General features: G+C 63.7%; 28 protein-coding genes. 18 read left to right on the forward strand and 10 right to left on the reverse strand.

Annotated features, from left to right (window positions below; translation table 11 throughout):
• Window positions 1-205: 205 nt before the first annotated feature.
• The 5 genes from ACTRWG_RS04755 to ACTRWG_RS04775 all read left to right on the forward strand — a co-directional run bounded on the left by ACTRWG_RS04755 (window position 206) and on the right by ACTRWG_RS04775 (window position 5,688).
• Complete coding sequence (locus tag ACTRWG_RS04755; protein ID WP_462829042.1) at window positions 206-877, forward strand: hypothetical protein; 672 nt, start codon at window positions 206-208, stop codon at window positions 875-877.
• Between the two features lie 109 nt (window positions 878-986).
• Window positions 987-2,252: a PQQ-like beta-propeller repeat protein gene (locus ACTRWG_RS04760; protein ID WP_260003859.1), complete on the forward strand. Its 1,266-nt coding sequence runs from the start codon at window positions 987-989 to the stop codon at window positions 2,250-2,252.
• 72 nt (window positions 2,253-2,324) lie between these two features.
• Complete coding sequence (der, locus tag ACTRWG_RS04765) at window positions 2,325-3,788, forward strand: ribosome biogenesis GTPase Der (protein WP_027237892.1); 1,464 nt, start codon at window positions 2,325-2,327, stop codon at window positions 3,786-3,788.
• Between the two features lie 310 nt (window positions 3,789-4,098).
• Complete coding sequence (locus ACTRWG_RS04770; RefSeq protein ID WP_027237891.1) at window positions 4,099-5,052, forward strand: fatty acid desaturase; 954 nt, start codon at window positions 4,099-4,101, stop codon at window positions 5,050-5,052.
• A 69-nt stretch (window positions 5,053-5,121) separates the two neighbouring features.
• On the forward strand, window positions 5,122-5,688 hold the full coding sequence (locus ACTRWG_RS04775; RefSeq protein ID WP_027237890.1) for a helix-hairpin-helix domain-containing protein: 567 nt from the start codon (window positions 5,122-5,124) through the stop codon (window positions 5,686-5,688).
• A 69-nt stretch (window positions 5,689-5,757) separates the two neighbouring features.
• On the opposite strand, the gene serS is transcribed toward ACTRWG_RS04775, so the two are convergent.
• Complete coding sequence (gene serS, locus ACTRWG_RS04780; protein ID WP_027237889.1) at window positions 5,758-7,050, reverse strand: serine--tRNA ligase; 1,293 nt, start codon at window positions 7,048-7,050, stop codon at window positions 5,758-5,760.
• A 302-nt stretch (window positions 7,051-7,352) separates the two neighbouring features.
• Between serS and yajC the strand changes: the two genes are divergently transcribed.
• The 10 genes from yajC (at window position 7,353) to ACTRWG_RS04830 (ending at window position 14,242) form a co-directional block, all read left to right on the forward strand.
• A complete protein-coding gene (yajC, locus tag ACTRWG_RS04785; protein ID WP_027237888.1) occupies window positions 7,353-7,637 on the forward strand; it encodes a preprotein translocase subunit YajC in 285 nt (94 codons plus the stop codon).
• A gap of 33 nt (window positions 7,638-7,670) precedes the next feature.
• A complete protein-coding gene (secD, locus tag ACTRWG_RS04790) occupies window positions 7,671-9,332 on the forward strand; it encodes a protein translocase subunit SecD (RefSeq protein WP_462829043.1) in 1,662 nt (553 codons plus the stop codon).
• Window position 9,333: 1 nt separating this feature from the next.
• A complete protein-coding gene (gene secF / locus ACTRWG_RS04795; protein WP_259959088.1) occupies window positions 9,334-10,302 on the forward strand; it encodes a protein translocase subunit SecF in 969 nt (322 codons plus the stop codon).
• Complete coding sequence (locus tag ACTRWG_RS04800; protein ID WP_462829044.1) at window positions 10,295-11,047, forward strand: TSUP family transporter; 753 nt, start codon at window positions 10,295-10,297, stop codon at window positions 11,045-11,047. The genes secF and ACTRWG_RS04800 overlap by 8 nt, the downstream gene beginning before the upstream one ends.
• Window positions 11,048-11,058: 11 nt before the next feature.
• On the forward strand, window positions 11,059-11,412 hold the full coding sequence (locus ACTRWG_RS04805; RefSeq protein WP_462829045.1) for an Mth938-like domain-containing protein: 354 nt from the start codon (window positions 11,059-11,061) through the stop codon (window positions 11,410-11,412).
• An 87-nt stretch (window positions 11,413-11,499) separates the two neighbouring features.
• The gene (ccmA, locus tag ACTRWG_RS04810) at window positions 11,500-12,114 is read left to right on the forward strand and encodes a heme ABC exporter ATP-binding protein CcmA (protein WP_435659657.1); all 615 of its coding nucleotides are present in this window, start codon (window positions 11,500-11,502) and stop codon (window positions 12,112-12,114) included.
• Window positions 12,111-12,767 (forward strand): heme exporter protein CcmB, encoded by a 657-nt coding sequence (ccmB, locus tag ACTRWG_RS04815; protein ID WP_435659656.1) that lies wholly within the window; start codon window positions 12,111-12,113, stop codon window positions 12,765-12,767. The genes ccmA and ccmB overlap by 4 nt, the downstream gene beginning before the upstream one ends.
• Before the next feature lie 56 nt (window positions 12,768-12,823).
• Window positions 12,824-13,555 (forward strand): heme ABC transporter permease, encoded by a 732-nt coding sequence (locus ACTRWG_RS04820; RefSeq protein WP_259959091.1) that lies wholly within the window; start codon window positions 12,824-12,826, stop codon window positions 13,553-13,555.
• Entirely contained in the window at window positions 13,555-13,710 is a 156-nt protein-coding gene (ccmD, locus tag ACTRWG_RS04825) for a heme exporter protein CcmD (protein ID WP_462829046.1), read from the forward strand. The genes ACTRWG_RS04820 and ccmD overlap by 1 nt, the downstream gene beginning before the upstream one ends.
• A complete protein-coding gene (locus ACTRWG_RS04830) occupies window positions 13,703-14,242 on the forward strand; it encodes a DsbE family thiol:disulfide interchange protein (protein WP_462829047.1) in 540 nt (179 codons plus the stop codon). Before ccmD ends, ACTRWG_RS04830 begins: the two co-directional genes overlap by 8 nt.
• Before the next feature lie 14 nt (window positions 14,243-14,256).
• Here the strand turns inward: ACTRWG_RS04830 and ACTRWG_RS04835 are convergent, their stop codons facing one another.
• From ACTRWG_RS04835 to ACTRWG_RS04845, 3 genes are all read right to left on the reverse strand, one after another.
• Complete coding sequence (locus ACTRWG_RS04835) at window positions 14,257-14,550, reverse strand: putative quinol monooxygenase (RefSeq protein ID WP_027237878.1); 294 nt, start codon at window positions 14,548-14,550, stop codon at window positions 14,257-14,259.
• Window positions 14,551-14,623: 73 nt separating this feature from the next.
• Window positions 14,624-14,962: a DOPA 4,5-dioxygenase family protein gene (locus ACTRWG_RS04840; RefSeq protein WP_462829048.1), complete on the reverse strand. Its 339-nt coding sequence runs from the start codon at window positions 14,960-14,962 to the stop codon at window positions 14,624-14,626.
• Window positions 14,963-15,048: 86 nt separating this feature from the next.
• On the reverse strand, window positions 15,049-15,333 hold the full coding sequence (locus tag ACTRWG_RS04845; protein WP_260003870.1) for an antibiotic biosynthesis monooxygenase: 285 nt from the start codon (window positions 15,331-15,333) through the stop codon (window positions 15,049-15,051).
• Between the two features lie 315 nt (window positions 15,334-15,648).
• Between ACTRWG_RS04845 and ACTRWG_RS04850 the strand changes: the two genes are divergently transcribed.
• Window positions 15,649-16,383, forward strand: a complete 735-nt coding sequence (locus tag ACTRWG_RS04850) for a substrate-binding periplasmic protein (protein ID WP_462829049.1) — start codon at window positions 15,649-15,651, stop codon at window positions 16,381-16,383.
• A 98-nt stretch (window positions 16,384-16,481) separates the two neighbouring features.
• On the opposite strand, the gene acnA is transcribed toward ACTRWG_RS04850, so the two are convergent.
• Entirely contained in the window at window positions 16,482-19,256 is a 2,775-nt protein-coding gene (gene acnA / locus ACTRWG_RS04855; protein WP_027237874.1) for an aconitate hydratase AcnA, read from the reverse strand.
• Window positions 19,257-19,477: 221 nt separating this feature from the next.
• Between acnA and ACTRWG_RS04860 the strand changes: the two genes are divergently transcribed.
• Window positions 19,478-20,179, forward strand: coding sequence for a DUF1223 domain-containing protein (locus tag ACTRWG_RS04860; RefSeq protein ID WP_027237873.1), 702 nt, complete (start codon window positions 19,478-19,480; stop codon window positions 20,177-20,179).
• A 66-nt stretch (window positions 20,180-20,245) separates the two neighbouring features.
• Here the strand turns inward: ACTRWG_RS04860 and ACTRWG_RS04865 are convergent, their stop codons facing one another.
• From ACTRWG_RS04865 to purB, 4 genes are all read right to left on the reverse strand, one after another.
• The gene (locus ACTRWG_RS04865; RefSeq protein ID WP_259959099.1) at window positions 20,246-21,130 is read right to left on the reverse strand and encodes a lysophospholipid acyltransferase family protein; all 885 of its coding nucleotides are present in this window, start codon (window positions 21,128-21,130) and stop codon (window positions 20,246-20,248) included.
• Window positions 21,131-21,283: 153 nt separating this feature from the next.
• Window positions 21,284-22,393 carry a flagellar motor switch protein FliG gene (locus ACTRWG_RS04870; protein ID WP_027237871.1) on the reverse strand — a complete coding sequence of 370 codons (1,110 nt, stop codon included), beginning with the start codon at window positions 22,391-22,393 and terminating at the stop codon, window positions 21,284-21,286.
• Between the two features lie 75 nt (window positions 22,394-22,468).
• The gene (locus ACTRWG_RS04875) at window positions 22,469-23,002 is read right to left on the reverse strand and encodes a tetratricopeptide repeat protein (protein WP_462829050.1); all 534 of its coding nucleotides are present in this window, start codon (window positions 23,000-23,002) and stop codon (window positions 22,469-22,471) included.
• Window positions 23,003-23,157: 155 nt separating this feature from the next.
• Entirely contained in the window at window positions 23,158-24,462 is a 1,305-nt protein-coding gene (gene purB, locus ACTRWG_RS04880) for an adenylosuccinate lyase (RefSeq protein ID WP_462829051.1), read from the reverse strand.
• Between the two features lie 86 nt (window positions 24,463-24,548).
• Here purB and ACTRWG_RS04885 point away from each other — a divergent pair, with 86 nt between their 5' ends.
• Window positions 24,549-24,896 carry a hypothetical protein gene (locus ACTRWG_RS04885; RefSeq protein ID WP_051357884.1) on the forward strand — a complete coding sequence of 116 codons (348 nt, stop codon included), beginning with the start codon at window positions 24,549-24,551 and terminating at the stop codon, window positions 24,894-24,896.
• A gap of 72 nt (window positions 24,897-24,968) precedes the next feature.
• On the opposite strand, the gene ACTRWG_RS04890 is transcribed toward ACTRWG_RS04885, so the two are convergent.
• Window positions 24,969-25,226: a DUF6455 family protein gene (locus ACTRWG_RS04890; RefSeq protein ID WP_027237868.1), complete on the reverse strand. Its 258-nt coding sequence runs from the start codon at window positions 25,224-25,226 to the stop codon at window positions 24,969-24,971.
• Between the last annotated feature and the right edge of the window lie 99 nt (window positions 25,227-25,325).

Raw genomic sequence — 25,325 nt, forward strand, 5'->3', positions numbered from 1 at the left:
GCGCGTATGTGATAGACCTGATATAGGATATGTCCATTCTAAACTAAGTGGTTTAGTTCACATTTCTTGCTTTTCCGGCGCCAATGCGGATGTTTCTGATGCAAACGGGCCACTTGGCTTGGCGTTTGAGCCGGGTTAAGAGGGGCGCGACGCATTCAATACCGGCCGGGGCGCAGGCCCGGGCCGCGCATATCAGGGGCTTTTCATGAGCGATACCGACAGCTTTATCGACGAGGTGACCGAAGAGGTCCGCCGTGACCGGCTTTTCCTGATGCTGAAGCGCTATGGCTGGATCGGCGGCGTGGCTGTGGCGCTGATCGTCGGCGGCGCGGCGTTCCGCGAATACAACAAGGCGCAGGAGCGCGCGGCGGCAGAGGATCTGGGCGACCGGATCACTGCGGCGCTGGAAACCGAGGGCAGCGATGATCAGGCCGCGGCGCTGGCGGCGGTGACCGCTGAAGGCGCTGGCGGGACAGCTGTCGTCAAGATGCTGGAAGCCGGCGCGCTGGCCGAGTCGGGCAAGTCCGCCGAGGCAGTGCCCCGGCTGGAAGCCGTCGCCGTGAACGGCGAGCTGCCGCTGATCTACCGCCATATCGCCAGCTTCAAGGCGCTGTCGCTGCAGGCGGACAGCCTGAGCGCCGCGGACCGCCGCCTGCAGTATGAAGCCCTGGCCCAGCCCGGTGCGCCGCTGGCGCTGCTGGCGTCCGAGCAGCTGGCGCTGCTGGACATCGAGGAAGGCAACAACGAGGCCGCTATTGCCCGGCTGCGGGAGATTGCGGCTGATGCCGGGGTAAGCGGAGACTTGAAAGACCGCGCGTCTCAGGTGATTGTGGCGCTCGGCGGCTCCCTGGAGGGGGACGCTGCGCCAGAGGGGTAAGGCGCTCCGCGGATGGGAACTTGCGGAAGACTACGGCATACAGGGCAGGGCAATGACAATAACCAAGACTTTCTCCCGGGTACGGGGTCTTCTGTGCACAACAGCAGCCATGGCCGTTCTGGCCGCCTGCGGCGAGGAGGAGATTATCCTGCGCGGCGAGCGCGAGGATATCCGTCCCGATGCTGCCGTGGAGGTGGTGAACCAGGCACGTCCCATTTCCCTGCCCGGACAGGTTGCTAACGCGGAGTGGGCCCAGGGACATGGCGCCGAGGCGGGCCGCACCGCGCATCCGGCGCTTTCTGCCGCGCCGCAGCGCATCTGGTCTGCCTCGATCGGTGAGGGTGACAGCCGCCGCCAGCGCATCACCGCAACGCCGGTTGCCGGCGGCGGACGCATCTACACTCTGGACAGCGGTGCGCGGGTGTCCGCGGTGTCGCCGCAGGGCCAGGTGCTGTGGCAAAGCGAACTGATCCCGGCGGCGGATGACGAAGGCCAGGCAACAGGCGGCGGATTGGCCTATGACAATGGCGTGCTGTATGTCTCCTCTGGCTTCGGGGTGCTGACGGCGCTGAACGCCTCAGACGGCAGCCTGGTCTGGCGGCAGGAACTGGGGGCCACCGGCTCCGGCCAGCCGCGGGTCAGCGGCGGGCTGGTCTATCTGGTTGCTGGCGATGACACCGGCTGGGCGGTCAATACCAAGGATGGCCGCATTGCCTGGCAGATCGAGGCCTCGCCCTCGGCCGCCAACATCCTGGGCGCGCCGGCCCCCGTGGTCACCAATGACCTCGCGATCTTTGCCTTTGGCTCCGGTGATCTGATTGCCACCTTCCGCCGCGGCGGCCTGCGCCGCTGGAGCGCCTCGGTGGCCGGCCAGCGCACGGGCCAGACCCTGTCGCGGATCAGCGATGTGACCGGCGCGCCGGTGGTTGCGGGCAAGCGGCTGTACGCGGGCAACAACTCGGGCCGCACCGTTGCCATCGACCTGGCAACCGGCGACCGGCTGTGGACCGCGCGCGAAGGCGCCTCCGGCCCCGCCTGGCCTGCGGGCGGCAGCCTGTTCCAGGTCAGCGACCTGAACCAGCTGCTGCGCCTGGATGCGGGCACGGGCGAGGTGATCTGGGCCGTGGACCTGCCGGGCTTTGTGAAGGACAAGCCGGGCAAGCGCGGCAAGATCTATGTGCATCATGGCCCGGTGCTGGCAGGCGGGCAGATTGTGCTGGCCTCCAACGACGGGCTGCTGCGGTTCTTCAATCCTGTTAACGGCAGCCTGACCCGCACGGCGGAGGTGCCGGGCGGCGCCACCACCGCGCCGGTGGTTGCGGGGCGCACGCTCTATGTGGTTTCCTCCAACGGTGAATTGCTGGCCTACCGCTGATCCGTGTTTCCGGGTGGCGGAAGCCGCGCAGATGCGCTATGAGCCGCGTCTGAATCGCAGAAAGCTGGTCTGATGTCCTTTACCCTCGCCATCGTGGGCCGTCCCAATGTGGGCAAGTCCACCCTGTTCAACCGCCTTGTGGGCAAGAAGCTGGCCCTGGTCGACGACCAGCCGGGCGTGACGCGCGACCTGCGCGAGGGCGAGGCGCGGCTGGGGGATCTGCGGTTCACGGTGATCGACACCGCTGGTCTTGAAGATGCCACCGACAACTCGCTGGAAGGCCGCATGCGCCGCCTGACAGAACGGGCGGTGGATATGGCCGACATTTGCCTGTTCATGATCGACGCGCGCACCGGGGTGACCCCGACGGATGAGATCTTTGCCGACATCCTGCGCCGAAAGTCCGCGCATGTGATCCTGGCCGCCAACAAAGCCGAGGGCAACGCCGCTGAAGCTGGCGTGCTGGAGGCTTATGGCCTGGGTCTGGGCGAGCCGCTGCGGCTGTCGGGCGAGCATGGCGAGGGGATGCCGGACCTCTACGGAATCCTGCAGCCGCTGGCCGAAAAATTCGAAGCCGAGGCCGAAGACCATTCCCCGGACACCGACGTCGAGGTTTATGAAGAGATTGGCGAGGACGAGGAAGAAGTCATTCCGGTTCCGACCGACGCCAAGCCCCTGCAGGTCGCCGTGGTGGGCCGCCCGAACGCGGGAAAATCCACGCTGATCAACAAGATTCTGGGCGAGGAGCGGCTGCTGACCGGCCCCGAGGCCGGGATCACCCGCGATGCGATCTCGCTCAAGATCAACTGGAAAGATGTGCCGATGCGGGTGTTCGACACCGCCGGCATGCGCAAGAAGGCCAAGGTGCAGGAGAAGCTGGAAAAGCTCTCTGTCTCTGACGGCCTGCGCGCGGTGAAATTCGCCGAGGTTGTGGTGGTGCTGCTGGATGCCAGCATCCCGTTTGAACAGCAGGACCTGCGGATTGCCGACCTGGCCGAGCGCGAGGGGCGCGCGGTTGTGGTGGCGGTCAACAAATGGGACGCTGAAGAGCACAAGCAGGAAAAGCTGCGAGACCTCAAGGAGGCTTTTGGCCGCCTGCTGCCGCAGCTGCGCGGCGCGCCGCTGGTCACGGTGTCTGCCAAGACCGGCAAAGGACTGGACCGGCTGCATGAGGCGATCATGCGCGCCTATGGCACCTGGAACCGGCGTGTCCCCACTGCGGCGCTGAACCGCTGGCTGGTTGGCATGCTGGAACAGCACCCGCCGCCTGCGCCTCAGGGCAAGCGTATCAAGCTGCGCTACATGACCCAGGCCAAAAGCCGCCCGCCGGGGTTTGTGGTGATGTGCTCGCATCCCGATAAGCTGCCGGAAAGCTATACCCGCTATCTGGTCAACGGGCTGCGTGAAGACTTCGATATGCCCGGCACGCCGATCCGCCTGTACATGCGCGGGCAGGGCGACAAGAACCCCTATAAAGGCAAGCGCGCCAAGAACGCCGGAGCCCTGGCCAAGCACTTGAACAAGCGCGGCAGCTGACGCGGCAGGCAAGCGCGGGGCGGCTCCCGCCCGGCCTCGCGGCATTCACAGAATACCTTGGCCCGTTGGGCCCGGCGCCGCCCTGACGGGCGGCGCTTTTGCGTTGCGCGGGTTCTGGCGGCCCAAGGCCTGCATGCGCTCCCGGGCGTGAAGTGCTGTTTCGGCATTTCCAGCGGTTTGCTACACCTGCGGTTGCGCATTTGTTGCGCGGCAGCCTTGTCTTTGGGCCTGGCGGAATTATCTGAAATCCTACCTTGGACGGGCTGCGCGTTTCGCACGTTTGTCACGAAATGATTTTACGGATGTTTTCATGGACCTGAGGGCGCATACGAGAAAGTTCACCGAAAAGGACAACCGGCTGGCTTCGCTCAGCTATTTCGGGACATTCGCGGTCTATTTCCTGTCGCTTTACCTGGCCATCGCCCATGCGGACCGCTGGTACGTGATGCTGCCTGCCGGGGTGGTCTTTGCATTTGCGGCGGTGCGCCTCTACGTGCTGCAGCACGACACCGGCCATCATTCGCTGTTCGAAACCCGCCTGCAGAATGAGATCGCGGGCCATGTTCTGTCCCCCTTCACCTTTGCCCCGTTTGAGGTGATGAAGCAGAATCACAACCTGCATCATTCCAACATCGGCAACCTGGAGCACCGTGAAACCGGCGAGATTCACACGATGACGGTGCGGGAGTGGAAGGCGGCCGGCTTCTGGGAGCGGCTGGGCTACCGGCTGTACCGCAACCCGTTTGTGCTGGTGCCGCTGGGGTCGGCCTTTACCTATTTCATCCGCTACCGCTGGCCCAAGAACACGGTCCGCTTCGGCGCCTGGGGCGTGATCCTGCACAATCTGGTGATCGTGGCGATGCTTGCGCTGCTCTATTGGGCGGCGGGCATGACCGGCATCTGGATCTGGCTGGCGTTTTCCTTCCTTGGCGGCATGATCGGGGTGTTCCTGGTCTACCTGCAGCATAATTTCGAGGATACCTACTGGGACCGCCGACCGGACCTGAACCCGCAGGTGGCGGCGCTGCAAGGATCTTCCTGCCTGGATTTCGGATGGTTCTTCGACATGGCAGTGGCAAATATCACCCTGCACGACATCCACCATTACAACGCGCGTATTCCGTCCTACCGGCTGCGGCAGTGCCACTACAGCCTGCCGCCGGAACTGGGGCTGCGCCGGATCAAATTCCCGGAGGCCGTCCGGGCTTTGACGCTAAAGCTCTGGGATGAAGAGAAAAAATGCCTTGTTCCCTTCCCCGGCTAAGCGGACCGTGTCATCCTTGCACAGAGATTGGGCAAGTAAGGTATTGAAAATAAAAGGAATAGATCAGGCATGACACCAATACACAAGCTGCGCGGGGTCGGACCGGCGCTGGCAAAGGTGCTGCAGGAACATGGCGTGAAAACCGCTGAAGAACTGGCAGGGATGGATGAAGCAAAGCTGCGCGGCATTCCAGGGATCGGAGCAAACCGAGCTGCGGCGCTGAGGGTGCTGGCCCGGGAGGCTGCAGACGCCAAGGGGGCGGGTGATCCGGGCCAGGCTAAAGCCAAGCCGGTGAACGGCAATCCGGCCCGCGGCAAGCGGGACGGGCAGGCGGCAGCCCCTCAGGCACAGCCGACGCAGGAAGAGATGGACAGGAAGCTGGCCGAAGCCGAGGCGGCCCGCAAGGCAGCGGAGGAGAAGGCGGCAAAGGCCAAGGCCAAGGCCGCCAAGGCCAAGCGCAAGGCTGCCAATCTGGCGGAAGAATTCGCGGCGGCAAAAATCAAGGCCAAGCAGAAAGCCAAAAAAATGAAGGCAAAGGCCAAGAAAGCCATCGAAAAGGAGAAGGCTAAGGCGCAGGCTATCCTGGAGGGGACGGCTAGCGACAAGAAAAAGAAGAAGGCGAAGAAATCGCGTTAAGCCTTCGATTCCTTAGAAAAACCGGCGCCGATTAGCGCCGGTTTCCTTGTGTCTGGCAGGGCTTCTGGATCAGACCAGCTGCCCCTCGGCACTCAAGGTCAGTTTGCTGCCCAGGTAGGGGGCCAGCACCTCCGGCAGCTTGACCGAGCCATCCGCCTGCTGGCCGTTTTCCAGCACGGCGATCAGGCAGCGGCCCACCGCCAGGCCAGAGCCGTTCAGCGTGTGCACGAACTGCGGCTTGCCGCCATCCGCGGGCTTGAAGCGGGCGTTCATCCGGCGTGCCTGAAAATCGCCGCAGACCGAGACCGAGGAGATCTCGCGGTAGGTGTTCTGGCCGGGCACCCAGACCTCGATGTCGTGGGTTTTGCGGGCGCCAAAGCCCATGTCGCCGGTGCACAGAACGATGGTGCGGTAGGGCAGTCCCAGCCGCTCCAGGATGTCCTCGGCGCAGCGTGTCATGCGCTCGTGCTCCTCGACGCTCTTGTCCGGATGTGTGACGGAGACCATTTCGACCTTCTCGAACTGGTGCTGGCGCAGCATGCCGGCGGTGTCCTTGCCGGCCGAACCGGCCTCAGACCGGAAGCACTGGGTGTGGGCCACATAGCGGCGCGGCAGGTAGCCTTCCTCGACCACCAGGCCGTTGACGATGTTGGTCAGCGTGACCTCCGCCGTCGGAACCAGCCACCAGCCGTTGGTGGTCTTGTAGCTGTCCTCGCCGAACTTGGGCAGCTGACCGGTGCCGTACATCATCTCTTCGCGCACCAACACCGGGGTCCAGGTCTCGGTCAGGCCGTTTTCGTCTACATGGGTGTTGATCATGAACTGCGCCAGCGCCCGGTGGATACGGGCCACCGCACCGGACAACACCACAAAGCGGCTGCCCGAGAGCTTGGCCGCGGTCTCGAAATCCATGCCCGGCTTCACACCTTCGATCTCGAAATGCTCCTTGGCCTCGAACTCGAGCGCCTTGGGCTCACCCCAACGGCGGATTTCGACATTGTCGTCCTCATCCTCGCCCAGCGGCACATCCTCGAACGCCAGGTTCGGAATGGTGGCCAGCATGTCATTGAGCTGCTGGTCCAGCGCCTTGGCCTCGGTGTTCATGGCAGCGACTTCGGCCTTCTTCTCGGCGACCAGCGCGCGCAGGCGCTCGAACTCGGCCTCGTCGCCGCGGCCCTTGGCTGCGCCAACCTCCTTGGAGGCCTTGTTCTGCTCGGCTTGCGCGGTCTCTGCCGCCAGGATCTTGGCACGGCGCGCTTCGTCCAGCGCCAGGATCTCGGATGACACGCCCGCATCCCCGCGCCGCGCCACAGCGGCGTCGAATGCGGCAGGGTTTTCGCGGATAGCGCGGATGTCATGCATGAGAGTCTCTCCTAGCGTTGAATGATATTTGAATCAGTAGGCCCATCCTATGACGCAAGGGTGAAGAAAGGGGAAGGGGGGCGTGCGGTCTGTGTGCAGGCCGGGCATTCCGGGCACGGTCCATGCCACGCGGTCTGCGCCGGGAAAGCCCCTGCAACAGGCCGTTAAGGGCAATCCTGCAACGGCGTTTTACGCTTGCGCTTTTGCGCTGCGTGAGCCTTGCGCTCCATCCAGCCAGCGCATAGGTTCCGCTGCAAATTTCCGGCGTGAAAACCATGCCGCTTTGACAGAAGGAATATCCCATGGACGGTGGCGCAGTCGCCCAATTTCTCCCGCTTATTCTGATCTTCGCGATCATGTACTTCCTACTGATCCGCCCGCAGCAGAAGAAGATGAAACAGCATCAGGCGATGGTGGACGGCCTGCGCCGCGGTGACCAGGTGGTGACCCAGGGCGGCGTCATTGGCAAGGTGGCAAAGGTCAAGGAAGACGGCGAGATCGAGGTGGAGATCGCTGACGGCGTCAAGGTGCGCGTGGTCAAGGCGACCATTGCCCAGGTTCTGAACAAGACCGAGCCGGCAGCTTAAGCGCTCCTTGCAACTATCTGAAAAGGCAGGGCAATGCTGCAAATTGATCTCTGGAAGAGGGTGCTGATCTGGCTGGTATGCGCAGCTGGATTGATGCTTGCCCTGCCAAACGGGTTCTACACCCGCGTCGAACAGGCAAACGACGCGGCAGCCGACATTATCGCCAAGGGCGAGACGCCGGAGCGGCTGGAAACGGTCGGCCAGTGGCCGTCTTTCCTGCCGTCAGGGCTGGTGAACCTTGGCCTCGACCTGCGGGGCGGCGCGCATCTGCTGGCCGAGGTGCAGGTGGAAGACGTCTATGAAGCGCGTATGGATGCGCTGTGGCCGGAAGTGCGGGATGCGCTGCGGCCGGAGCGCAGCACCGTCGGCACTTTCCGCCGCCAGCCGGGGCCTGCGGATGAGATTCGCCTGAAGCTCTCCAAACCCGACGGCATGGCCCGTGCGCTGGAAGTGGTGCGCGGCCTGGCCAACCCGATCACGACGCTGACAGGTGTCGGCGCCAACGACATCGAGGTTTCGGCCCAGGGCGACATCCTGGTGGTGCGCCTGAGCGAGGCGGAAAAGGTCGCCTCTGACGACCGCACCGTGCGCCAGGCGCTTGAGATCGTGCGCCGCCGCATCGACGAGGTCGGCACCCGCGAGCCGACCATTCAGCGCCAGGGCGCCGACCGGATCCTGATCCAGGTGCCGGGCATCGGCTCCGCCTCGGAACTGAAAGAGATCATCGGCACCACCGCGCAGCTGACCTTCAACCCGGTTGTAGGCCGCGGCAGCGATCCCGATGCCGCCCCTGGCATCGGCAACAAGGTGATCCCGTCGCTGGATGAGGAAGGCGCCTATTACACCATCGAGGCCGCTGCGGTTGTGACCGGCGAAGACCTGGTCGATGCGCAGCCATCGTTCGACCAGAACGGCCGGCCAGCGGTGACCTTCCGCTTCAACACCTCCGGCGCGCGCCGGTTTGGCGACTACACGGCGGAAAACATCGGCTCACCCTTTGCTATTGTGCTGGATGACGAGGTGGTTTCTGCCCCGGTGATCCAGTCGCACATCCCGGGCGGCTCCGGTATCATCACCGGCAACTTCACCATCGAGGAAAGCACCAACCTTGCGGTTCTGCTGCGCGCAGGCGCGCTGCCTGCCGGGCTGGAGTTCCTGGAAGAGCGCACCATCGGCCCGGAACTGGGCCAGGACAGCATCGACGCGGGCAAGGTGGCAACGGCCGTGGCCTTTATCGCGGTGCTGGTGTTCATGGGCCTCAGCTACGGCCTGTTCGGCCTGTTCGCCAATGTGGCGCTGATCCTCAACATCGCGCTGATCTTTGGCATGCTCAGCCTGATCGGCGGCACCCTGACGCTGCCGGGCATCGCTGGTATCGTTCTGACGGTGGGTATGGCGGTGGACGCCAACGTGCTGATCTTCGAGCGTATCCGCGAAGAGCTGAAATCGGGCCGCGGCCCGGCCAAGGCCATCGACGAAGGCTACTCCAAGGCGCTGAGCGCCATCCTTGACGCCAACATCACCACCTTCATCACCGCGGTGATCCTGTTCGCCATGGGCTCCGGCCCGGTGCGCGGCTTTGCGATCACCTTGGGGCTGGGCATCATGACCTCGGTATTCACCGCGATCTTTGTCACCCGCCTGATGATCATCATGTGGTTTGAACGGCGCCGTCCGAAAACGATTGAGGTGTAAGATGCGGCTGAGACTTGTTCCCCAGGAAACCTCTTTCGATTTCTTCAGGCGCGCCAAGCTGTGGCTGGGCATTTCCGCGCTGCTGATGGTGGTCGGCTTTGCGTCCTTCATGTGGCAGGGGCTGAACTTCGGCATCGACTTCCGCGGCGGCACCACGATCCGCACCGAGGCCACCGAAGCGGTTGATGTGGGCGCCTACCGCGACGCGCTGGCGGTGCATGAGCTGGGCGATGTGTCGATCACCGAGGTGTTCGATCCGGCCTTTGAGGACGACCAGCACGTCGCCATGATCCGCATTCAGGCGCAGGACGATGGCGAGGCGATTTCGGGTGAGATGATCGAAAAGCTCAAGGCCTCGCTGGATGCTGCGGCGCCGGGCATCAAGTTCGTGTCGGTTGAATCCGTGGGCCCCAAGGTCTCGGGCGAGCTGATCCAGACTGCGGTGATTGCCGTTGTGCTCGCCATTGCGGCGGTGCTTGTCTACATCTGGCTGCGGTTTGAGTGGCAGTTTGCGCTGGGGGCGGTGGCCGCGCTGGTGCATGACGTGGTGCTGACCATCGGTGTCTTCTCCGAGCTGCAAATCAAGTTCGACCTGGCGATCATCGCGGCGCTGCTGACCATCGTCGGCTATTCGCTGAACGATACCGTGGTGGTCTTCGACCGGGTGCGCGAGAACCTGCGGAGGTACAAGAAGAAGGACCTTGCCGAGGTACTGAACATCTCGATCAACGAAACCCTCAGCCGGACGGTGATGACCTCTGTCACCACACTTTTGGCGCTGATCTCGCTTTATGTGCTGGGCGGCGACGTGATCCGCGGCTTTGTCTTTGCGATGATCTGGGGTGTTCTGGTCGGCACTTATTCGTCCGTGTTCGTGGCCTCCACCATCCTGCTGAAACTGGGGGTGAAGCGCGACTGGTCGAAGCCGTCGAACACCTCCGGCAACCAGTTTGCCAACATTGATGCTTGAGGCCTTTCAGGCAGCCCTGCAGACGCCGGGGCTGTTCTGGCTGCTGGTCACCATCGGAGCCGCGGGTCTAGTCCGCGGCTTCACTGGTTTTGGCACTGCGATGATCTTTGTCCCTGTGGGGGCGCAGTTCCTGCCATCAGCCGATGTGGTTTTCCTGATGGTGCTGATGGGCGTGTTTTCTACCATCACCCTGTTCCCGCAGGCCTGGAGCAAGGCCGACAGGGCCGAGGTCGGGGCCTTGTCCATGGCTGCCGCGGTGACTGTACCGGCGGGTCTGTGGATCATGTCGCAGATGGACCCGCTGACCCTGCGCTGGGTTGCGGCCGGGGTGATCGGCGTGACATTGGCCGTCGTGATCTCCGGCTGGCGCTGGCAGGGCAGACTTGGCTGGCCGGGGCGGTTCGCAATTGGCGGCGCGGCGGGCGTTGTCGGCGGCATGACCGGGCTGACGGGGCCGGTGATCATTGTCTTCTACCTGGCCAACGTGCGCGACGTGGCGCGGGTCAGGGCCAATACCATCGTTTTCCTGGCGGCGCTGGATGTGGTGATCGCGGTGAACCTGATCTTTGGCGGCATGGCCAGTCTCAAGGCGTTCATCCTGGCAGCGCTGCTGGGGGTGCCCTACGTGATCACCACGCTGACCGGCAAGGCGCTGTTTGATCCCAAGCTGGAGAAACTCTACCGCTTTGCCTCCTATTCCGTGATCGGGCTGGCCGTGTTATCCAGCCTCCCGGTATTTGATTGAAAGGACCGCGCATGCGCCTGAATGAAGTGAGCTATACCGACGCGCAGCCGATTGACGGCTATGGCGCGGGGTTCTTCCGGATCGGCGGGCAGGTGCATCAGGGGGCGGTGCTGACCTCGGCGGCTGGCACGGCGTCCTGGGACGGCATGGCCGACGCCGAACCGCTGCTGGCGCTGGCCGGGGAGATTGATGTGCTGTTCATCGGCACCGGCGCGGAAATCGCCCATATCCCGGCAGAGCTTCGCAGAGCGCTGGAAGAGGCCGGGCTGGGGGTGGAGATTATGAACTCGCCTGCCGCGTGCCGCACCTATAACGTGCTCTTGTCTGAAGGGCGCCGGATTGCCATGGCGGCGCTGCCGGTCTGATTTCCTGAAATTCATTTGACCTGCCGCAAAGCGGGCATTTTGAAAACAGGCTTTTCATGCGCGGACACAATGGGATAAGCGGGCTTCATGACATTGACAGTGACGGATCTGAGCGTGGCCCGCGGAGGCATCCCGGTGCTGGAGGGGCTGAGCTTTGAGCTGAAGTCCGGCCGGGCGCTGATCCTGCGCGGCCCCAATGGCATTGGCAAGACCACGCTCTTGCGCACCGTCGCGGGCCTGCAGCCGCCGCTGAGGGGCCGGGTTGAGGGCGCTGAGGATCAGATTGCCTATGCCGCGCACTCCGACGGGCTGAAGCCGACGCTGACGGTGGCGGAGAACCTGACATTCTGGGCCAGCGTCTTTGGCCGCAACGGCATCGAACAGGCACTGGACGGGTTCGACCTGCAAGGTTTGCGGGACCGGCAGGCGGGGGCGCTGTCGGCGGGGCAGAAACGCCGCCTGGGCCTCAGCCGGATGCTGGTGACAGGCCGTCCCATCTGGATCATGGACGAGCCGACAGTGAGCCTGGACAAGACCTCGGTCGCGATGTTTGCAAACACGGTGCGGGCGCATTTGGGGCAGGGCGGCGCGGCGCTGATTGCCACCCATATCGACCTGGGGCTGGAGGCGGAGGTGCTGGACGTGGGTCCCTACAAGGCCAAACCGCCGGAGATCGACGATTTTGACGGAGACTTCCTGTGATTGCGCTTCTCCTGCGGGATCTGAAGCTTGCCTTCCGCGCGGGCGGCGGCTTTGGGTTGGGCCTTGCCTTCTTTCTGATCGTGACCGTGATGGTGCCATTTTCCGTCGGCCCGCAGTCTGAGCTGCTGTCGCGGATCGCACCCGGCGTGCTGTGGCTTGGCGCGCTGCTGGCGTGCCTCTTGTCGCTGGACCGGCTGCTGGCCCTGGATTGGGAGGACGGTTCGCTCGACCTCCTGGCCACTGCGCCGCTGCCCCTGGAAAGCACAGTGACGATCAAGGCGCTGGCGCATTGGATCACCACCGGACTGCCGCTGGTGATGGCCGCGCCGGTGCTGGGGGTGCTGCTGAACCTGCCGGTTGCGGGTTTTCAGTGGCTGGTTGTCTCGCTGCTGCTGGGCACCCCGGCGCTGTCGGTCATCGGCACCTTTGGCGCTGCGCTGACCGTGGGGCTGAAACGCGGCGGCCTCTTGATGTCGCTGCTGGTGATGCCGCTGTATGTGCCGACGCTGATCTTCGGCTCGGAGGTTGCCCGCCGCGGTGCCGAGGGCATGGCGGTGCAAACGCCGCTGTTGCTGCTGGCCGGGATCTCCGCCGCCTCCATCGCCCTTCTGCCCTTTGCCAGCGCTGCCGTCCTGCGCGTCAATTTGCGCTAGGACTTTTGCCGTGACCAAGAATTGAGAAATCCGGAAGCAGGACCTAAATAGCCACCATGTCGATCTGGGAATACGCCAACCCGAAAAAGTTCCTGGCCACCACCGAAAAGGTGATGCCGGCCTTGTGGGTCAGCTCAGCGGTGCTGATCACCGTGGGGCTGGTCTGGGGCTTTTTCTTCACGCCTGATGACTACCGTCAGGGCTCCACCGTCAAGATCATTTTCCTGCATGTGCCCTCAGCACTGATGGCGATCAACGCCTGGTTCATGATGCTGATTACCTCGCTGGTCTGGGTGATCCGCCGCCACCACGTCAGCGCGCTGGCGGCCCGGGCCGCGGCGCCTGTGGGCGTGGTGATGACGGTGATCGCGCTGATCACCGGCGCGATCTGGGGGCAGCCGATGTGGGGCACCTGGTGGGCCTGGGACCCGCGGCTCACGTCCTTCCTGGTGCTGTTCCTGTTCTACCTCGGCTACATCGCCCTGTGGGAGGCGATCGACAACCCCGACACCGCCGCTGACCTGACCTCAATCCTGTGCCTTGTGGGGTCGGTCTTTGCGGTGCTCAGCCGTTATGCGGTGAATTTCTGGAACCAGGGGCTGCACCAGGGCGCGTCGCTGTCGCTGGACAAGAAGGAAAACGTCGCCGATGCGTTTTCCAACCCGCTGTATGTGTGCATGGCGGGGTTTGTGTTGTTGTTCATCGCATTGGTGTTCTACCGCACCGGAACTGAAATCCGCGCCCGCCGCATCAAGGCATTGATGGCGCGCGAACGGCTGGAGGCCTGATGCCCGATCTTGGAAAATACACCGATACGGTGCTGTCGGCCTATGCCGCCTCGCTGGTCCTGCTGGTGGCGCTGGTGGTGCTGACAATCTGGCGCGGCCGCAAGGTGCGCCGGGAGATGGAAACCCTGGAAGCCCGGGTGAAGCGCAATGGCTAAAATCTCTCCGCTGATGGCGATCCCCGGTCTGGTGTTTGCAGGCTTTGTCGGCCTGGCGCTGGTGGGGATGTTCCGCGAGGACCCCAACAGCCTTCCGTCCGCGCGCGAAGGCCAGCCCGCGCCGCCGGTGGTGCTGGATCCGTTTCCGGGCAAGGAGATGTTCAGCGACGAAACCCTGCGCGACGGCAACGTGAAGCTGGTGAACTACTGGGCCAGCTGGTGCGCGCCCTGCCGGGTGGAGCACCCGAACCTTGAAGCGCTTTCCCAGGAAGGCATCCCGGTCTACGGCATCAACTACAAGGACCAGCTGGCAAATGCCGAGGCCTTTCTGGATGAGCTCGGCGATCCCTATGCAGCCATCGGCCGGGACGAGAAGGGCCGGATGGCTATCGACTGGGGCCTGTATGGTGTGCCTGAGACCTATGTGGTGGATGGCGAGGGCAAGATCGTGCTGCGGTTTGCAGGGCCCGTCACCCAGCGGGTGATCGAAAAGACCCTGCGCCCGGCGATGGAGAAGGCCGCGGGCCAGTAACCGGGCAGGGCGCGTCAGGCGCCCGTGCCGAGGGTGAAGCTCTTGAAGTCCGGCTCCGCCGCAAGCAGCTTGTGGAGTTGCTCGAAATCCGCCTGCTTGGAGCGCCAGATCAAATAGTCGCCGAAGGCGTCGGCGTTCTCCCAGCGCTGGAAGATGGCAATCTCGTCCCGCTCCGGGGCCAGCAGCGTGTCGGCTTGCAGACAGCCGGGAAAATCCCGGACCTGTGCCACCATCTGTTTCACCAGGACCGCCAGCCGGGTGTATTGCCCCGGCAGCGGCTGCAGCTCAATGATTACTGCTTCGGTCAAAGGAAGCTCCGCGTGTTAAAAGGGGCGGCGGTCCGGCCGGCCGCCCGGAAGTTTCTGCTGGAGGCGCCGCATATCAGTTGAAAATGCTGAGATCCAGAGCCAGCCCTGCCCCTAGCCAGATGCCATGATCGCGATGGTCCGCCAGGGCGTCGCCGGTTTCCGGGTGGGCAAACACGATCAGCCCCTCGCGGTTCAGCGCCAGCCAAGACAGTAGCCTTGCGAACTGCTCCGGGCTGGCGGCCAGCTGGCAGGACCACCTTGGATGCGGCCCGACGTTTTTCTCATGCACCCGGCCCATCTGGACGCCGAACTGCCGGGCGGCCTGCTCGCAAAGGGATCTGGCCTGCCCGATGGTGGTTTCGTCAAAATAGACGTGGGCGTGAAAGCCGGTGATGCTGCTGCTCTGTTTCATGGCAGCAGTATTGCCGCCGCCAGTCCGGCGGGGCAATCTGCAGTTTGCGAACAGAGGTTGTGCAGTCCGGATGAGGCCCGCGCGGCTCAGGGCACGGAAAAGGTGCGGAAGTCCTGTTCCCGCCGCATGGTGGCGCTGCGGGCGTCCAAGTCGCCGCGTTCAGCGCGCCAGGTCAGGTAGCGGTCCAGGTGGTCATTTGATTCCCAGAAGTGGAACACAGCGATTTCGTGACGCTCGCGATTGATGCCGGCGTGGGCTTCGATACAGCCGGGAAAGCGCCGGGTTTCGCATATCATTGCTGCCACCGCCTTAGCGTGATCTTCAAACGTGTCTATGTCCGGATAAATAACGGCAATTGCGGCTTCTCTCATGCGTTCTGCGTGCGGCCTCTGAATGCGCCCTGAAAGGGAAAAGGTTAATTCAGGAATTATGTTTACACATTATTAACGGACGGTACAGCAGCTTACGCTGCGGGACCGGAGAGCTTTTTGCGTGCCGCGCGGGCACGCATTTGTCAGGACGGGTTGCCCCGCGGACTCTTTTAATCTGCCGCGGAATACTGCAGGATTTTAGAGTTAAGAAATTCAGGGTTTCGCGGCACTGCGTGCCGGTAAAACACGTGGTCCGGGAATGAGATGAAAGTAACTGATCCCGTTAGAGTCCTGAGTACAGGCCTGGGGTGCGTCGTGGCCGCTTGCCTGTTTGCGACGGCTGCGCGGGCGGAAACTGTGCTGACCTTCTGCTATGATCCCTATCCGCCCTACACCATGGGAACCGGCAGCATCCCGTCCGGCGGGCTGAAGGTGCAGCTGCTGGACGCGGTGACGGAGCGGATCGGCGGCCTTAGCGCAGTGACGGTTCTGCTACCCTGGCAGCGCTGCCTGGCCCAGGCCAAGTCAGGGGAGGCAGACGGCATCCTGCCGCTGTTCAAGTCCCCGGAGCGGGAGGCCTTCCTGGCATTCAGCGAACCCGCGTTTGAGCAGACGAATACGTTCTGGTACAACCGGGACCGCTTTCCAAACGGGCTGGCATGGGGCGAGGGATATGCCGGTGTGTCCGATCTGAGGCTGGGCATGGTGAACGGCAGCGTCATCGACCCCCGTATGGAAGCGGTGTTCAGCGCCCGTAACCGCATCATCAGGGCCGGCGATGCAGCCGGTCTGATGCAAATGCTGCTGTTCGGCCAGCTGGACCTGGTCGCAATTGACGATGCTGTCGGGCGCTATCATGTAGGCCTGAACGGCTGGCAGGACCGGATTGCCGCCGCCGGGACAGCCGTTTCCAGCCGCACGTCGCACTTCGGACTGTCCCGCGCCAGCGGTGCGGAGGCCTATCTGGAAGAATTCGACCGCGCGATCAGGGAGCTGAAGGCCGAAGGGGAGATTGACCGGATCCTGCATAGCCGCAGCTACAGCCACTAGCCAGGAACGCAGGGCGGCACTGCTGCCATTGCGGACCCAGTATCCAAAAGAAAAGGGCGCCCGCTTGGGCGCCCTTGTCCGTGTGGCAGCGGTTGGCCTTACTGCTTGGCCAGATTGCGCAGCACATAGTGCAGAACGCCGCCGTGTTCGATGTATTCGATCTCCGGTGCGGTATCGATACGGCACTTCAGCGTGATGGTCTTTTCCGAACCGTCGGCAAAGGTGATGTCGCACGGCACCTCCTGCAGCGGCTTGATGCTGTCCAGCCCATGGATCGAGACGGTTTCCTCGCCGGTGAGCCCCAGCGTCTTGCGGGTGTCGCCGCCGGTGAACTCGAACGGGATCACGCCCATGCCGACCAGGTTGGAACGGTGGATGCGCTCGAAGCTTTCCGCGATCACGGCCTTCACGCCCAGAAGAGCAGTGCCCTTGGCCGCCCAGTCGCGCGAGGAGCCCGCGCCGTACTGCTCGCCGCCGAATACCACCAGCGGGGTGCCGTTTTCCTGATGCGCCATCGAAGCCTCAAAGATCGAGGTCTGCTCGCCATCGGGGCCTTTGGTGTAGCCGCCCTCGACGCCGTCCAGCATCTCGTTCCGGATGCGGATATTGGCGAAGGTGCCGCGCATCATGATCTCGTGGTTGCCGCGGCGCGAGCCGTATGAGTTGAACTCACGCGGCTGCACCTGGCGCTCCAGCAGGTACTGGCCCGCGGGCGTGGTGGTGGCAAAGGATCCCGCGGGCGAGATGTGGTCGGTGGTGACCATATCGCCCAGGATCGCCAGAACCTTGGCGCCTTCGACGTTTTCGATGGTGCCCGGCTCGGGACCCATGTCCTGGAAGTAAGGCGGGTTCTGGATGTAGGTCGAACTTGCGGGCCAGTCATAGGTTTCCGCGTCGGTGACCTCCACCGCCTGCCACTTCTCATCGCCCTTGAAGACATCGGCGTATTTCGACTGGAACGCTTCGCGGGTCACGGTCTGCTCGACCAGATCGGCGATTTCCTTCTGGCTCGGCCAGAGGTCCTTGAGGAAGACGTCGTTGCCGTCCTGGTCCTGGCCCAGCGGCGCGGTGGTGATGTCGATGTTCATGTCACCGGCCAGCGCATAGGCCACCACCAGCGGCGGCGAGGCCAGGTAGTTGGCGCGCACGTCGGGGGAGATGCGGCCCTCGAAGTTGCGGTTGCCCGACAGCACCGAAACGCCGATCAGGTCATTGTCGTTGATGCACTTGGAGATTTCTTCGGCCAGCGGGCCGGAGTTGCCGATGCAGGTGGTGCAGCCATAGCCGACCAGGTTGAAGCCGATGGCGTCCAGATGCTCCTGCAGGCCGGCGGCCTCCAGGTACTCGGACACAACCTGCGACCCCGGCGCCAGCGAGGTTTTGACCCAGGGCTTGCGGGTCAGGCCGCGCTCATGCGCCTTTTTCGCGACAAGGCCTGCGCCGATCATCACATAGGGGTTCGATGTGTTGGTGCAGGAGGTGATCGAGGCGATCACGATGGAGCCGTCGTGCAGCTGGTACTTGCCATCGTCCGTCGTCACAAAGCCGGATTTGTGGTGGCCCTTGTCGCCGGGGATGTCCTGCGGTTCGGGCTGGCCGCCCTCGGCCTCCCAGCGGCCTTCGGCACGTTCGCTGGCGTCCTTGCCAGTGCGCTGGCCTTCGACATAGTCGTGGAAGGTGGTGGCCGCCTGGTCCAGCGCGATGTGGTCCTGCGGGCGCTTCGGGCCGGAGATCGCGGGCACGACCGTGCCCATGTCCAGGTGCAGCGTGTCGGTGTAGACCGGGTTGTAGCTCTCGTCACGCCAGAGGCCGTTTTCCTTGGCGTAGGCCTCAACCAGCGCGATGCGGTCCTTGTCGCGGCCGGTGTTGCGCAGGTAGCGGAGTGTTTCGCCGTCAATCGGGAAAAAGCCGCAGGTGGCGCCGTATTCGGGGGCCATGTTGGCAATGGTCGCGCGGTCAGCCAGCGGCAGCCGGTCCAGGCCGTCGCCGAAGAACTCGACGAATTTGCCGACCACGCCCTTGGCGCGCAGCATTTCCACCACTTTCAGCACCAGATCGGTGCCGGTGGTGCCTTCGGTCATCTCGCCGGTCAGCTCAAAGCCGACCACTTCGGGGATCAGCATGGAAATCGGCTGGCCCAGCATCGCCGCTTCGGCCTCGATGCCGCCAACACCCCAGCCCAGAACCGCAGCGCCGTTCACCATGGTGGTGTGGCTGTCGGTGCCGACGAGAGTGTCGGGATAGGCGACTTCCTCGCCGTTCTGGTCGGTGTCGGTCCAGACAGTCTGGGCCAGGTATTCCAGGTTCACCTGGTGGCAGATGCCGGTGCCCGGCGGCACCACGCGGAAATTGTTGAACGCCTTCTGGCCCCACTTCAGGAACTGATAGCGCTCCATATTGCGCTCATACTCGCGGTCGACGTTCATCTGGAACGCGCGCGGGTTGCCGAATTCGTCGATCATCACAGAGTGGTCGATGACCAGATCCACTGGCACCAGCGGGTTGATCTTGGCGGCTGAGCCCTTGAGGCCGACGATGCCGTCACGCATGGCGGCGAGGTCGACCACAGCGGGAACGCCGGTGAAGTCCTGCATCAGCACACGGGCCGGGCGATAGGAGATCTCGCGCGGGTTCTTGCCCCCCTTGCCGGCCCATTCGCCAAAGGCCTTGATGTCATCGGTGGAGACCGAAAAGCCGCCGTCCTCGAAGCGCAGCATGTTTTCCAGCACCACCTTGAGCGCGGCGGGAAGCTTGGAAAAGTCGCCAAAGCCTGCTTCGGTGGCTGCGGGAATGGAATAGTAAGAAATCGTTTTGCCGTTGACGCTGAGAGTGCGGCGCGCGCTGGCGTTGTCCTGTCCGACGGTGATAGGCATGGGTGGCCTCCCTCAAGAAATTGAACTTGGGAATTCGCTGCTTGTTAAATGCATGAGGTAAGCGCTTCATTCAATAGTTCAAACGCCGCAGGGGCAGTTTTGTATGCGATTGTACACATTTTTGGCGGCGCAGCGGCTCCTGCGTGCCTCAAAAATGATTGATTGGCCTAATCCGCGGCACATCTTTAGACCGGTGGCCATAGTAACAGAGAAGGCGATTCATGAGATTTCCGGCGTCGATCATGACGGTTCTGGCCCTGGCCCTGCCAGTGTATGGCCAATCAGCCGCAGAACCCGTGGTGGTGGAGCTGTACACTTCGCAGGGCTGTTCGTCCTGCCCGCCGGCGGATGCGCTGCTGCACGAACTGGCCGCGCGCCCCGACGTGCTGCCGCTGGCGCTGCATGTGGACTATTGGGATTACATCGGCTGGAAGGACAAATTCGCCAAGCCCGCCCACACGCGGCGGCAGAAGGGGTATGCCCGTTCCGGCGGGCGGCGGATGATTTATACGCCGCAGATGATCATCATGGGCCAGGACGACGTTGTCGGGGCCGATGCCGTGGAAGTCGCCGAAGCCATTGAAAAGCATCAGAAGCAGCCGCGCCCGGTGGCGCTGAAACTGCAGCGGCAGGGTGGCAAACTGGTGATCCGTCTGCAGCCGCGGGCCGGGATGCCGGACGGCCGCCTGCTGGTGCAGCTGGTGCGCTTTACCCCGGAACGCACCGTCAGCATCACCCGCGGCGAACTGGCCGGGAAGACGTTTACCTATGCAAATGTGGTGGAGGACTGGAAGGTGGCGGCAGAGTGGGACGGCACAGAGCCGCTGGAACTGACGGTGCCGCTCACCGGCAGCCAGCCCGCCGCAGTGCTGGTGCAGGAGGCGCCGTACGGCCCGGTCATCGCCGCGGCCCGGGCTGACTGACCCCGTTTTTGTCGGCTTGGCCTTTGTCGGCTTGGCGCTGCCGCGGCCGGGACTGGCGGCCGCCGTTCAGGTTTTCCAGCGCCGGTGGATCCAGAACCATTGGCCAACGTGCTTGCGCACGATGGACTCCAGATCCGCCGTCAGCGCCTTGGTCATGGTCAGCGGGTCCGAAGGCGGGACCTCGGCGTTCATGATAATCTCGAAATCCAGTCCGTTGTCCTGGCGCACCGCGTAGACCGGGATCAGCGCCGCGCCGAATTTCAGCGCCAATTCAGCCGGAACGGTTGAGGTGACGGCAGGCTTGCCGAAAAAGTCGATCGGCTCGCCGCCTTGGGCGTACAGGTCGGTGACGATGGCTGCGATGCCGCCCTTTTTCAGATGCCGGACCAGTTCGACCATGCCGCGCTTGCCCTGTTCGAACATCAGCTCGCCGGTGGTCTTCATGGCGGCGACGTAATGCTCGTTGAAATAGGGGTTGGCCATGCGCCGGTACAGCGCACCCATCTCGTGGCCGCGGGCGGTCAGCGCGGCGCGGGCGGCGTCGTAATTGCCGAAATGCGCGGTGGCCAGAAGCACCGGCCGCCCGGCGGCGCGGGCGGCCTCCAGCGCCTCCAGCCCGGGACCGGTGATGGGGGCCGATCTGGCCTTTTCATAGAATGTGGCGCCGTCATAAAGCTCGGCGATCATCCGGCCGGCATTGTTGCTGACATCCCGGTAAAGCTGGTCCGGATCCAGGCCGGAAAGTTCGGGGCTGACGTGGCGGAGGTTGTTGTGCACCCGTTTGTCAAACCCCGCCAGCCGCCCCATGGCAGTGACCAGGCGGCCCATCATCGGCACCCGCAGCCGGTAGGGGATCAGCCGGGCGCCCAGCAGCAGCCCGCGCAGAAACAGGTTGCTGCCAAAATATTTGACATGGCTCCAGGTGGAGAGCTCGGAGGGGTCTACTGGCATGGCATCTGGATGGCTGCGGCGCAAAAATGCGGCTGGAAGCCCGCATCATAAGCAGCCGCGCCGGCGGGCACAAGCAGGTCGCAAGCGGCCGCCGCCCCGATTGACCGGGGCGGGCGGCTGTGGCGCATTGCGCGCCGGTTGCAGACGGCGGGGTCAGTCCTCGCCGCCGTCTTCCTCATTGTCGGACTTCAGCTCGATCTCGCCCGTTGCCACCAGGTCGCGCATGGCCGAGATGATCATGCTGAACGCCGCCTCGCCGTCGGTGCGCTTGACCTTGCCGCGTTCCGCCACTTCTTCGCGGATGTTGTCGGCCATCCGGCTCGACATGTTTTTCAGCAGGAATTCGTTGGTGGCCACGTCTTCCTCGTCCGAGGCGAAGGCCATGGCTGTGACCAGGTCGGGCTGCGACAGGACCCGCATCAGCTTGGGCACGTCGATGGGCTGCATCCGCTCGCCGATCAGCGCATAGGTGAAGATCGCCTTGCGCACCTTGATGGCGAATTCCTCGTCCTCTTCGTCCAGCGCGGTCAGAACCTCGTCCCGCTTGGCAGCAGCGGCTTCGGTCAGAATGCCGCCCAGCCGCTGGCCAGGGGTGTCGTCGAAGGCAAGCTCCGGCCGGGCCTCAACCTGGGCCGCCAGGGACAGGCCGATCCGGTCGACGGTTTCTGGCGTCACATTGGCGGTCTGGCTGACCGCATAGGTGATGCGCCGGGCAACCGGGCCGGGCAGATGCACCAGCATCTGCGCCGCCTTGGCGGTGTCCAGCTTGGAGAGCAGCACCGCCGCCACCTCTGTGCTTTCGGCCTCTGCCAGCGAGGCCAGATCTTCCGGCGGCAGCTGTTTCAGCCGCTGCCAGGGATCGCCGAACTGGCGCACTCCGGCCTCCTTGCGCAGGCGGCTGTGGGTATAGCGGCTGATTTTGCCTTCCATCGCGTTCAAGGCGCCGGCCAGGCCGTTGGGGAAATGCAGGCCGATATTGTCCAGAAGGTCAGCGAATTCACCCGCCACCGCGTTCAAAGTGTCGCGGTCGACAATCCGCATTTTGCCCATCTGCTGGGTCAGCTCCAGCTGCAGATCGTCCGGCAGCTCCTCCAGCGGGATTTCGGCACCTTCGTTCAGCAGCAGCCGGACGATAATCGCTGCCTTGGCCTTGCCGCTCAGGCCGCTGCCGTTGCCTGCACCCATCGGCGCCGGGGCGGCAAACCCGCCCAGGTCCGGGCCGTCAGTTGCCATCGGAAGCGCCAGCATGTTGTCTTGAGGCATTCTCGCACCCTACCAAAGATTCTTCTCGATCATGGAGGGCAGAATAGGCCGCAAGCCGTAAAAAAAGCCTGAAGCTTAATAGCTGTAGGACGCCCCTGTCTCCAGCGCGCTGCGCAGCGAGGCTTCGGCCCATGTGCCGTCGCCGCCCCGGGCCCTGATCTCCTCCCACTGTATCAGAGCTGCGCCGTATTTGCCCTGTTGCACAAGGCCTTGACCCATATACGAACGGGCAAGGATATTATCCGGATCGCGGGCCAGCGCCTGATCGTAATAGGCTTGTGCCAGTTCCAAATTGCCCAGTTTGCGGTGGGTGAAGCCCCAGTAGGTCAGCACCAGGGACTCCTGCTGGTCCGCCATCGCGCTCAGCACCGCCTGGGCATCTTCCTGGCGGTCGGCATAGGCCAGCTCGCGGGCGGCGCCCAGCAGCTGCTCTTGGTTCAGCGAGGACTTGCGGGGCCGCACGCAGCGTTTCTTCTGCTCATCCCAGACCCGCTTGCCCTTGCAGGTTTTGGTGGTCTCGGTGGGTTTGGGCGGATTCCAGTCGTTGCCGCTAGCGGCGAGGGCGGCAACCGGCAGTGTTAAGGCGGCGGCCAGGGCAAGAAAACGCATATCGGAAACTCCAGACGCAGAATGTTTTGCCCACTTTAACCCCGGAACCCCGGTCTGGATCTGTATTTTTGTTCACAAAGGCGTTTGCCCGCCAGGAAGACGCAAAACGCCCCGCCGGAGCGGCGGGGCGTTGAATGCATTGTACGCGGGCAGGTTTACGCGCCGAACACGCGTTTGAAGATCGTGTCGACATGTTTTGTGTGATAGCCCATGTCGAATTTCTCGTTGATCGCCTCTTCGCCCAGGGCGGCGACCACATCGGCATCGGCCAGCAGCAGCTCGCGGAAATCAACGCGCTCTTCCCAGACCTTCAGGGCGTTTCGCTGCACCATGGCATAGGCGTCCTCGCGGCTGACGCCTGCTTGGGTCAGCGCCAGCAGAACCCGCTGCGACATCACCAGGCCGGGGAATTTGTTCATGTTGTCCAGCATGTTCTCGGGGAACACCAGCATCTTGTCGACAACACCGGCCAGGCGGTGCAGGGCGAAGTCGAGGGTGATGGTGGCGTCCGGGCCGATGCCGCGCTCGACGGAGGAGTGCGAGATATCGCGCTCATGCCACAGGGCCACGTTCTCCATCGCCGGGATCACCGCCATGCGCACCAGGCGCGCCAGGCCGGTCAGGTTTTCGGTCAGAACCGGGTTCTTCTTGTGCGGCATCGCCGAGGAGCCTTTCTGGCCCATCGAGAAAAACTCCGCGCCTTCCAGCACTTCGGTGCGCTGCATGTGGCGGATTTCCACGGCAACGTTCTCGATCGAAGACGCGATGACGCCCAGGGTGGCAAAGAACATCGCGTGGCGGTCGCGCGGGATCACCTGGGTGGAGATCGGCTCAGGGCGCAGGCCCAGCTGCTCGCAGACGTGCTCCTCGACCGCCGGGTCGATGTTGGCGAATGTGCCGACCGCACCGGAGATTGCGCCGGTGGCCACTTCCCAACGGGCCTTTTCCAGACGGTTCTTGTTGCGGTCCATCTCGGCATAGAAGCGGGCAAAGGTCAGGCCCATGGTGGTGGGCTCTGCGTGGATGCCGTGGCTGCGGCCGACGCGCACGGTGTTCTTATGCTCCAGCGCGCGTTTCTTCAGTGCGGCCAGAACCTTGTCCATGCCATCCAGCAGAATGTCGGCGGCGCGCACCAGCTGCACGTTCAGGCAGGTGTCCAGCACGTCCGACGACGTCATGCCCTGATGCACAAAGCGCGCTTCCTCAGAGCCCACATGCTCCGCGAGGTGCGTGAGGAAGGCAATCACGTCGTGCTTGGTCACCGCCTCGATTTCGTCGATGCGGGCAACGTCGAATTCCACATCCTTGGCTTTCCACACCGCATCTACGTTTTCGCGCGGGATCACGCCGAGGTTGGCCATGGCTTCACAGGCGTGGGCCTCGATCTCGTACCAGATCTTGAATTTGGTCTCGGGCGACCAGATTGCGACCATCTCGGGGCGGGAATAGCGGGGGATCATGGGCGAAAGCACCTTTATGTGATTGTGCAGCAGATGCCCGGCCTCTTAGATCAGGAGAGGCAGGACAGCAAGGCTGGGAGGGGAGCATGAGGCAGTTTGCCCTGATGATTGCGGTATCATGCACGGTTGCGCCGGCTTGGGCGGGTGAGTGGCGGGTGCTGACCGGGGACGAAGTGCGGGCGGCGCTGGAGGAGCGCAGGCTGGTCTATGGCACTGGCGCTTGGCAGGACTTCAGTGCTTCGGGCCGCACGCTCTACAATGCGGGCCATGAGAGCTGGGGCTACTGGGGCGTGCGGGACGGCAAGTATTGCTCCGCCTGGCCGCCCTCGGACCTGTGGGCCTGTTATGCGCTGGAAAGCGACGGGGAGGCGATCCGGTTTGTTGGCGGGGCAGGTGAGGTCACAACGGGGCGCTACGCCGAGCCTGAGGATTAACAACGGCGCGCGTTCCCAGACGCCGCAAACCGGATTTGTTTGCAGCGGGCGTAAGTGGCCGGGCAGGCGGGCTCAGTTGCCGCGCAGATGCGCCAGCAATTGCGCGTTGCGGCAGTAGGACGGCGCCTCGGCCAGTTCCGTGACCTTTTGCTGCAAGTCACTGCAGCCGTCCTGGTTGCGGCAAGTGCTGCAGCGCAGGACAGCGCGCATGTATTTCCGGCCCTGCGCCTGCGGATCCGCGGCAACCATACCGCCATAGTCAATGCCCAGTCGGCTGGCCATGCCATGCACCAGATCGCTGCTGCGCCCGAGTTTTGCAAATAGTCCCATGTCTCTCCTCCTGTACCCGGCCGCCGCCGGGAGCGGGTCCAGCATGGGCGGGATCAAGCCCCGGGACTTTGATGCGGCGCAAACTTCCGCAGCAGGTCG

The sequence above is a fragment of the Leisingera sp. G5_S3_59_S7 genome (assembly GCF_054968485.1).

Excerpts from the sequence above, each read along its gene's own strand:
- ACTRWG_RS04860 (WP_027237873.1), top strand. The coding sequence starts at position 19,478 with ATGAGATTTCCGGCGTCGATCATGACGGTTCTGGCCCTGGCCCTGCCA.
- ACTRWG_RS04875 (WP_462829050.1), bottom strand. The coding sequence starts at position 23,002 with ATGCGTTTTCTTGCCCTGGCCGCCGCCTTAACACTGCCGGTTGCCGCC.
- ACTRWG_RS04760 (WP_260003859.1), top strand. The coding sequence starts at position 987 with ATGGCCGTTCTGGCCGCCTGCGGCGAGGAGGAGATTATCCTGCGCGGC.
- ACTRWG_RS04845 (WP_260003870.1), bottom strand. The coding sequence starts at position 15,333 with ATGAGAGAAGCCGCAATTGCCGTTATTTATCCGGACATAGACACGTTT.
- ccmA (WP_435659657.1), top strand. The coding sequence starts at position 11,500 with ATGACATTGACAGTGACGGATCTGAGCGTGGCCCGCGGAGGCATCCCG.
- secD (WP_462829043.1), top strand. The coding sequence starts at position 7,671 with ATGCTGCAAATTGATCTCTGGAAGAGGGTGCTGATCTGGCTGGTATGC.
- ACTRWG_RS04870 (WP_027237871.1), bottom strand. The coding sequence starts at position 22,393 with ATGCCTCAAGACAACATGCTGGCGCTTCCGATGGCAACTGACGGCCCG.
- ACTRWG_RS04800 (WP_462829044.1), top strand. The coding sequence starts at position 10,295 with ATGCTTGAGGCCTTTCAGGCAGCCCTGCAGACGCCGGGGCTGTTCTGG.
- ACTRWG_RS04865 (WP_259959099.1), bottom strand. The coding sequence starts at position 21,130 with ATGCCAGTAGACCCCTCCGAGCTCTCCACCTGGAGCCATGTCAAATAT.
- ACTRWG_RS04755 (WP_462829042.1), top strand. The coding sequence starts at position 206 with ATGAGCGATACCGACAGCTTTATCGACGAGGTGACCGAAGAGGTCCGC.
- ACTRWG_RS04775 (WP_027237890.1), top strand. The coding sequence starts at position 5,122 with ATGACACCAATACACAAGCTGCGCGGGGTCGGACCGGCGCTGGCAAAG.
- secF (WP_259959088.1), top strand. The coding sequence starts at position 9,334 with ATGCGGCTGAGACTTGTTCCCCAGGAAACCTCTTTCGATTTCTTCAGG.
- yajC (WP_027237888.1), top strand. The coding sequence starts at position 7,353 with ATGGACGGTGGCGCAGTCGCCCAATTTCTCCCGCTTATTCTGATCTTC.
- der (WP_027237892.1), top strand. The coding sequence starts at position 2,325 with ATGTCCTTTACCCTCGCCATCGTGGGCCGTCCCAATGTGGGCAAGTCC.
- ACTRWG_RS04885 (WP_051357884.1), top strand. The coding sequence starts at position 24,549 with ATGAGGCAGTTTGCCCTGATGATTGCGGTATCATGCACGGTTGCGCCG.
- ACTRWG_RS04820 (WP_259959091.1), top strand. The coding sequence starts at position 12,824 with ATGTCGATCTGGGAATACGCCAACCCGAAAAAGTTCCTGGCCACCACC.
- ACTRWG_RS04830 (WP_462829047.1), top strand. The coding sequence starts at position 13,703 with ATGGCTAAAATCTCTCCGCTGATGGCGATCCCCGGTCTGGTGTTTGCA.
- purB (WP_462829051.1), bottom strand. The coding sequence starts at position 24,462 with ATGATCCCCCGCTATTCCCGCCCCGAGATGGTCGCAATCTGGTCGCCC.
- acnA (WP_027237874.1), bottom strand. The coding sequence starts at position 19,256 with ATGCCTATCACCGTCGGACAGGACAACGCCAGCGCGCGCCGCACTCTC.
- ACTRWG_RS04890 (WP_027237868.1), bottom strand. The coding sequence starts at position 25,226 with ATGGGACTATTTGCAAAACTCGGGCGCAGCAGCGATCTGGTGCATGGC.
- serS (WP_027237889.1), bottom strand. The coding sequence starts at position 7,050 with ATGCATGACATCCGCGCTATCCGCGAAAACCCTGCCGCATTCGACGCC.
- ACTRWG_RS04805 (WP_462829045.1), top strand. The coding sequence starts at position 11,059 with ATGCGCCTGAATGAAGTGAGCTATACCGACGCGCAGCCGATTGACGGC.
- ACTRWG_RS04770 (WP_027237891.1), top strand. The coding sequence starts at position 4,099 with ATGGACCTGAGGGCGCATACGAGAAAGTTCACCGAAAAGGACAACCGG.
- ACTRWG_RS04840 (WP_462829048.1), bottom strand. The coding sequence starts at position 14,962 with ATGAAACAGAGCAGCAGCATCACCGGCTTTCACGCCCACGTCTATTTT.
- ccmD (WP_462829046.1), top strand. The coding sequence starts at position 13,555 with ATGCCCGATCTTGGAAAATACACCGATACGGTGCTGTCGGCCTATGCC.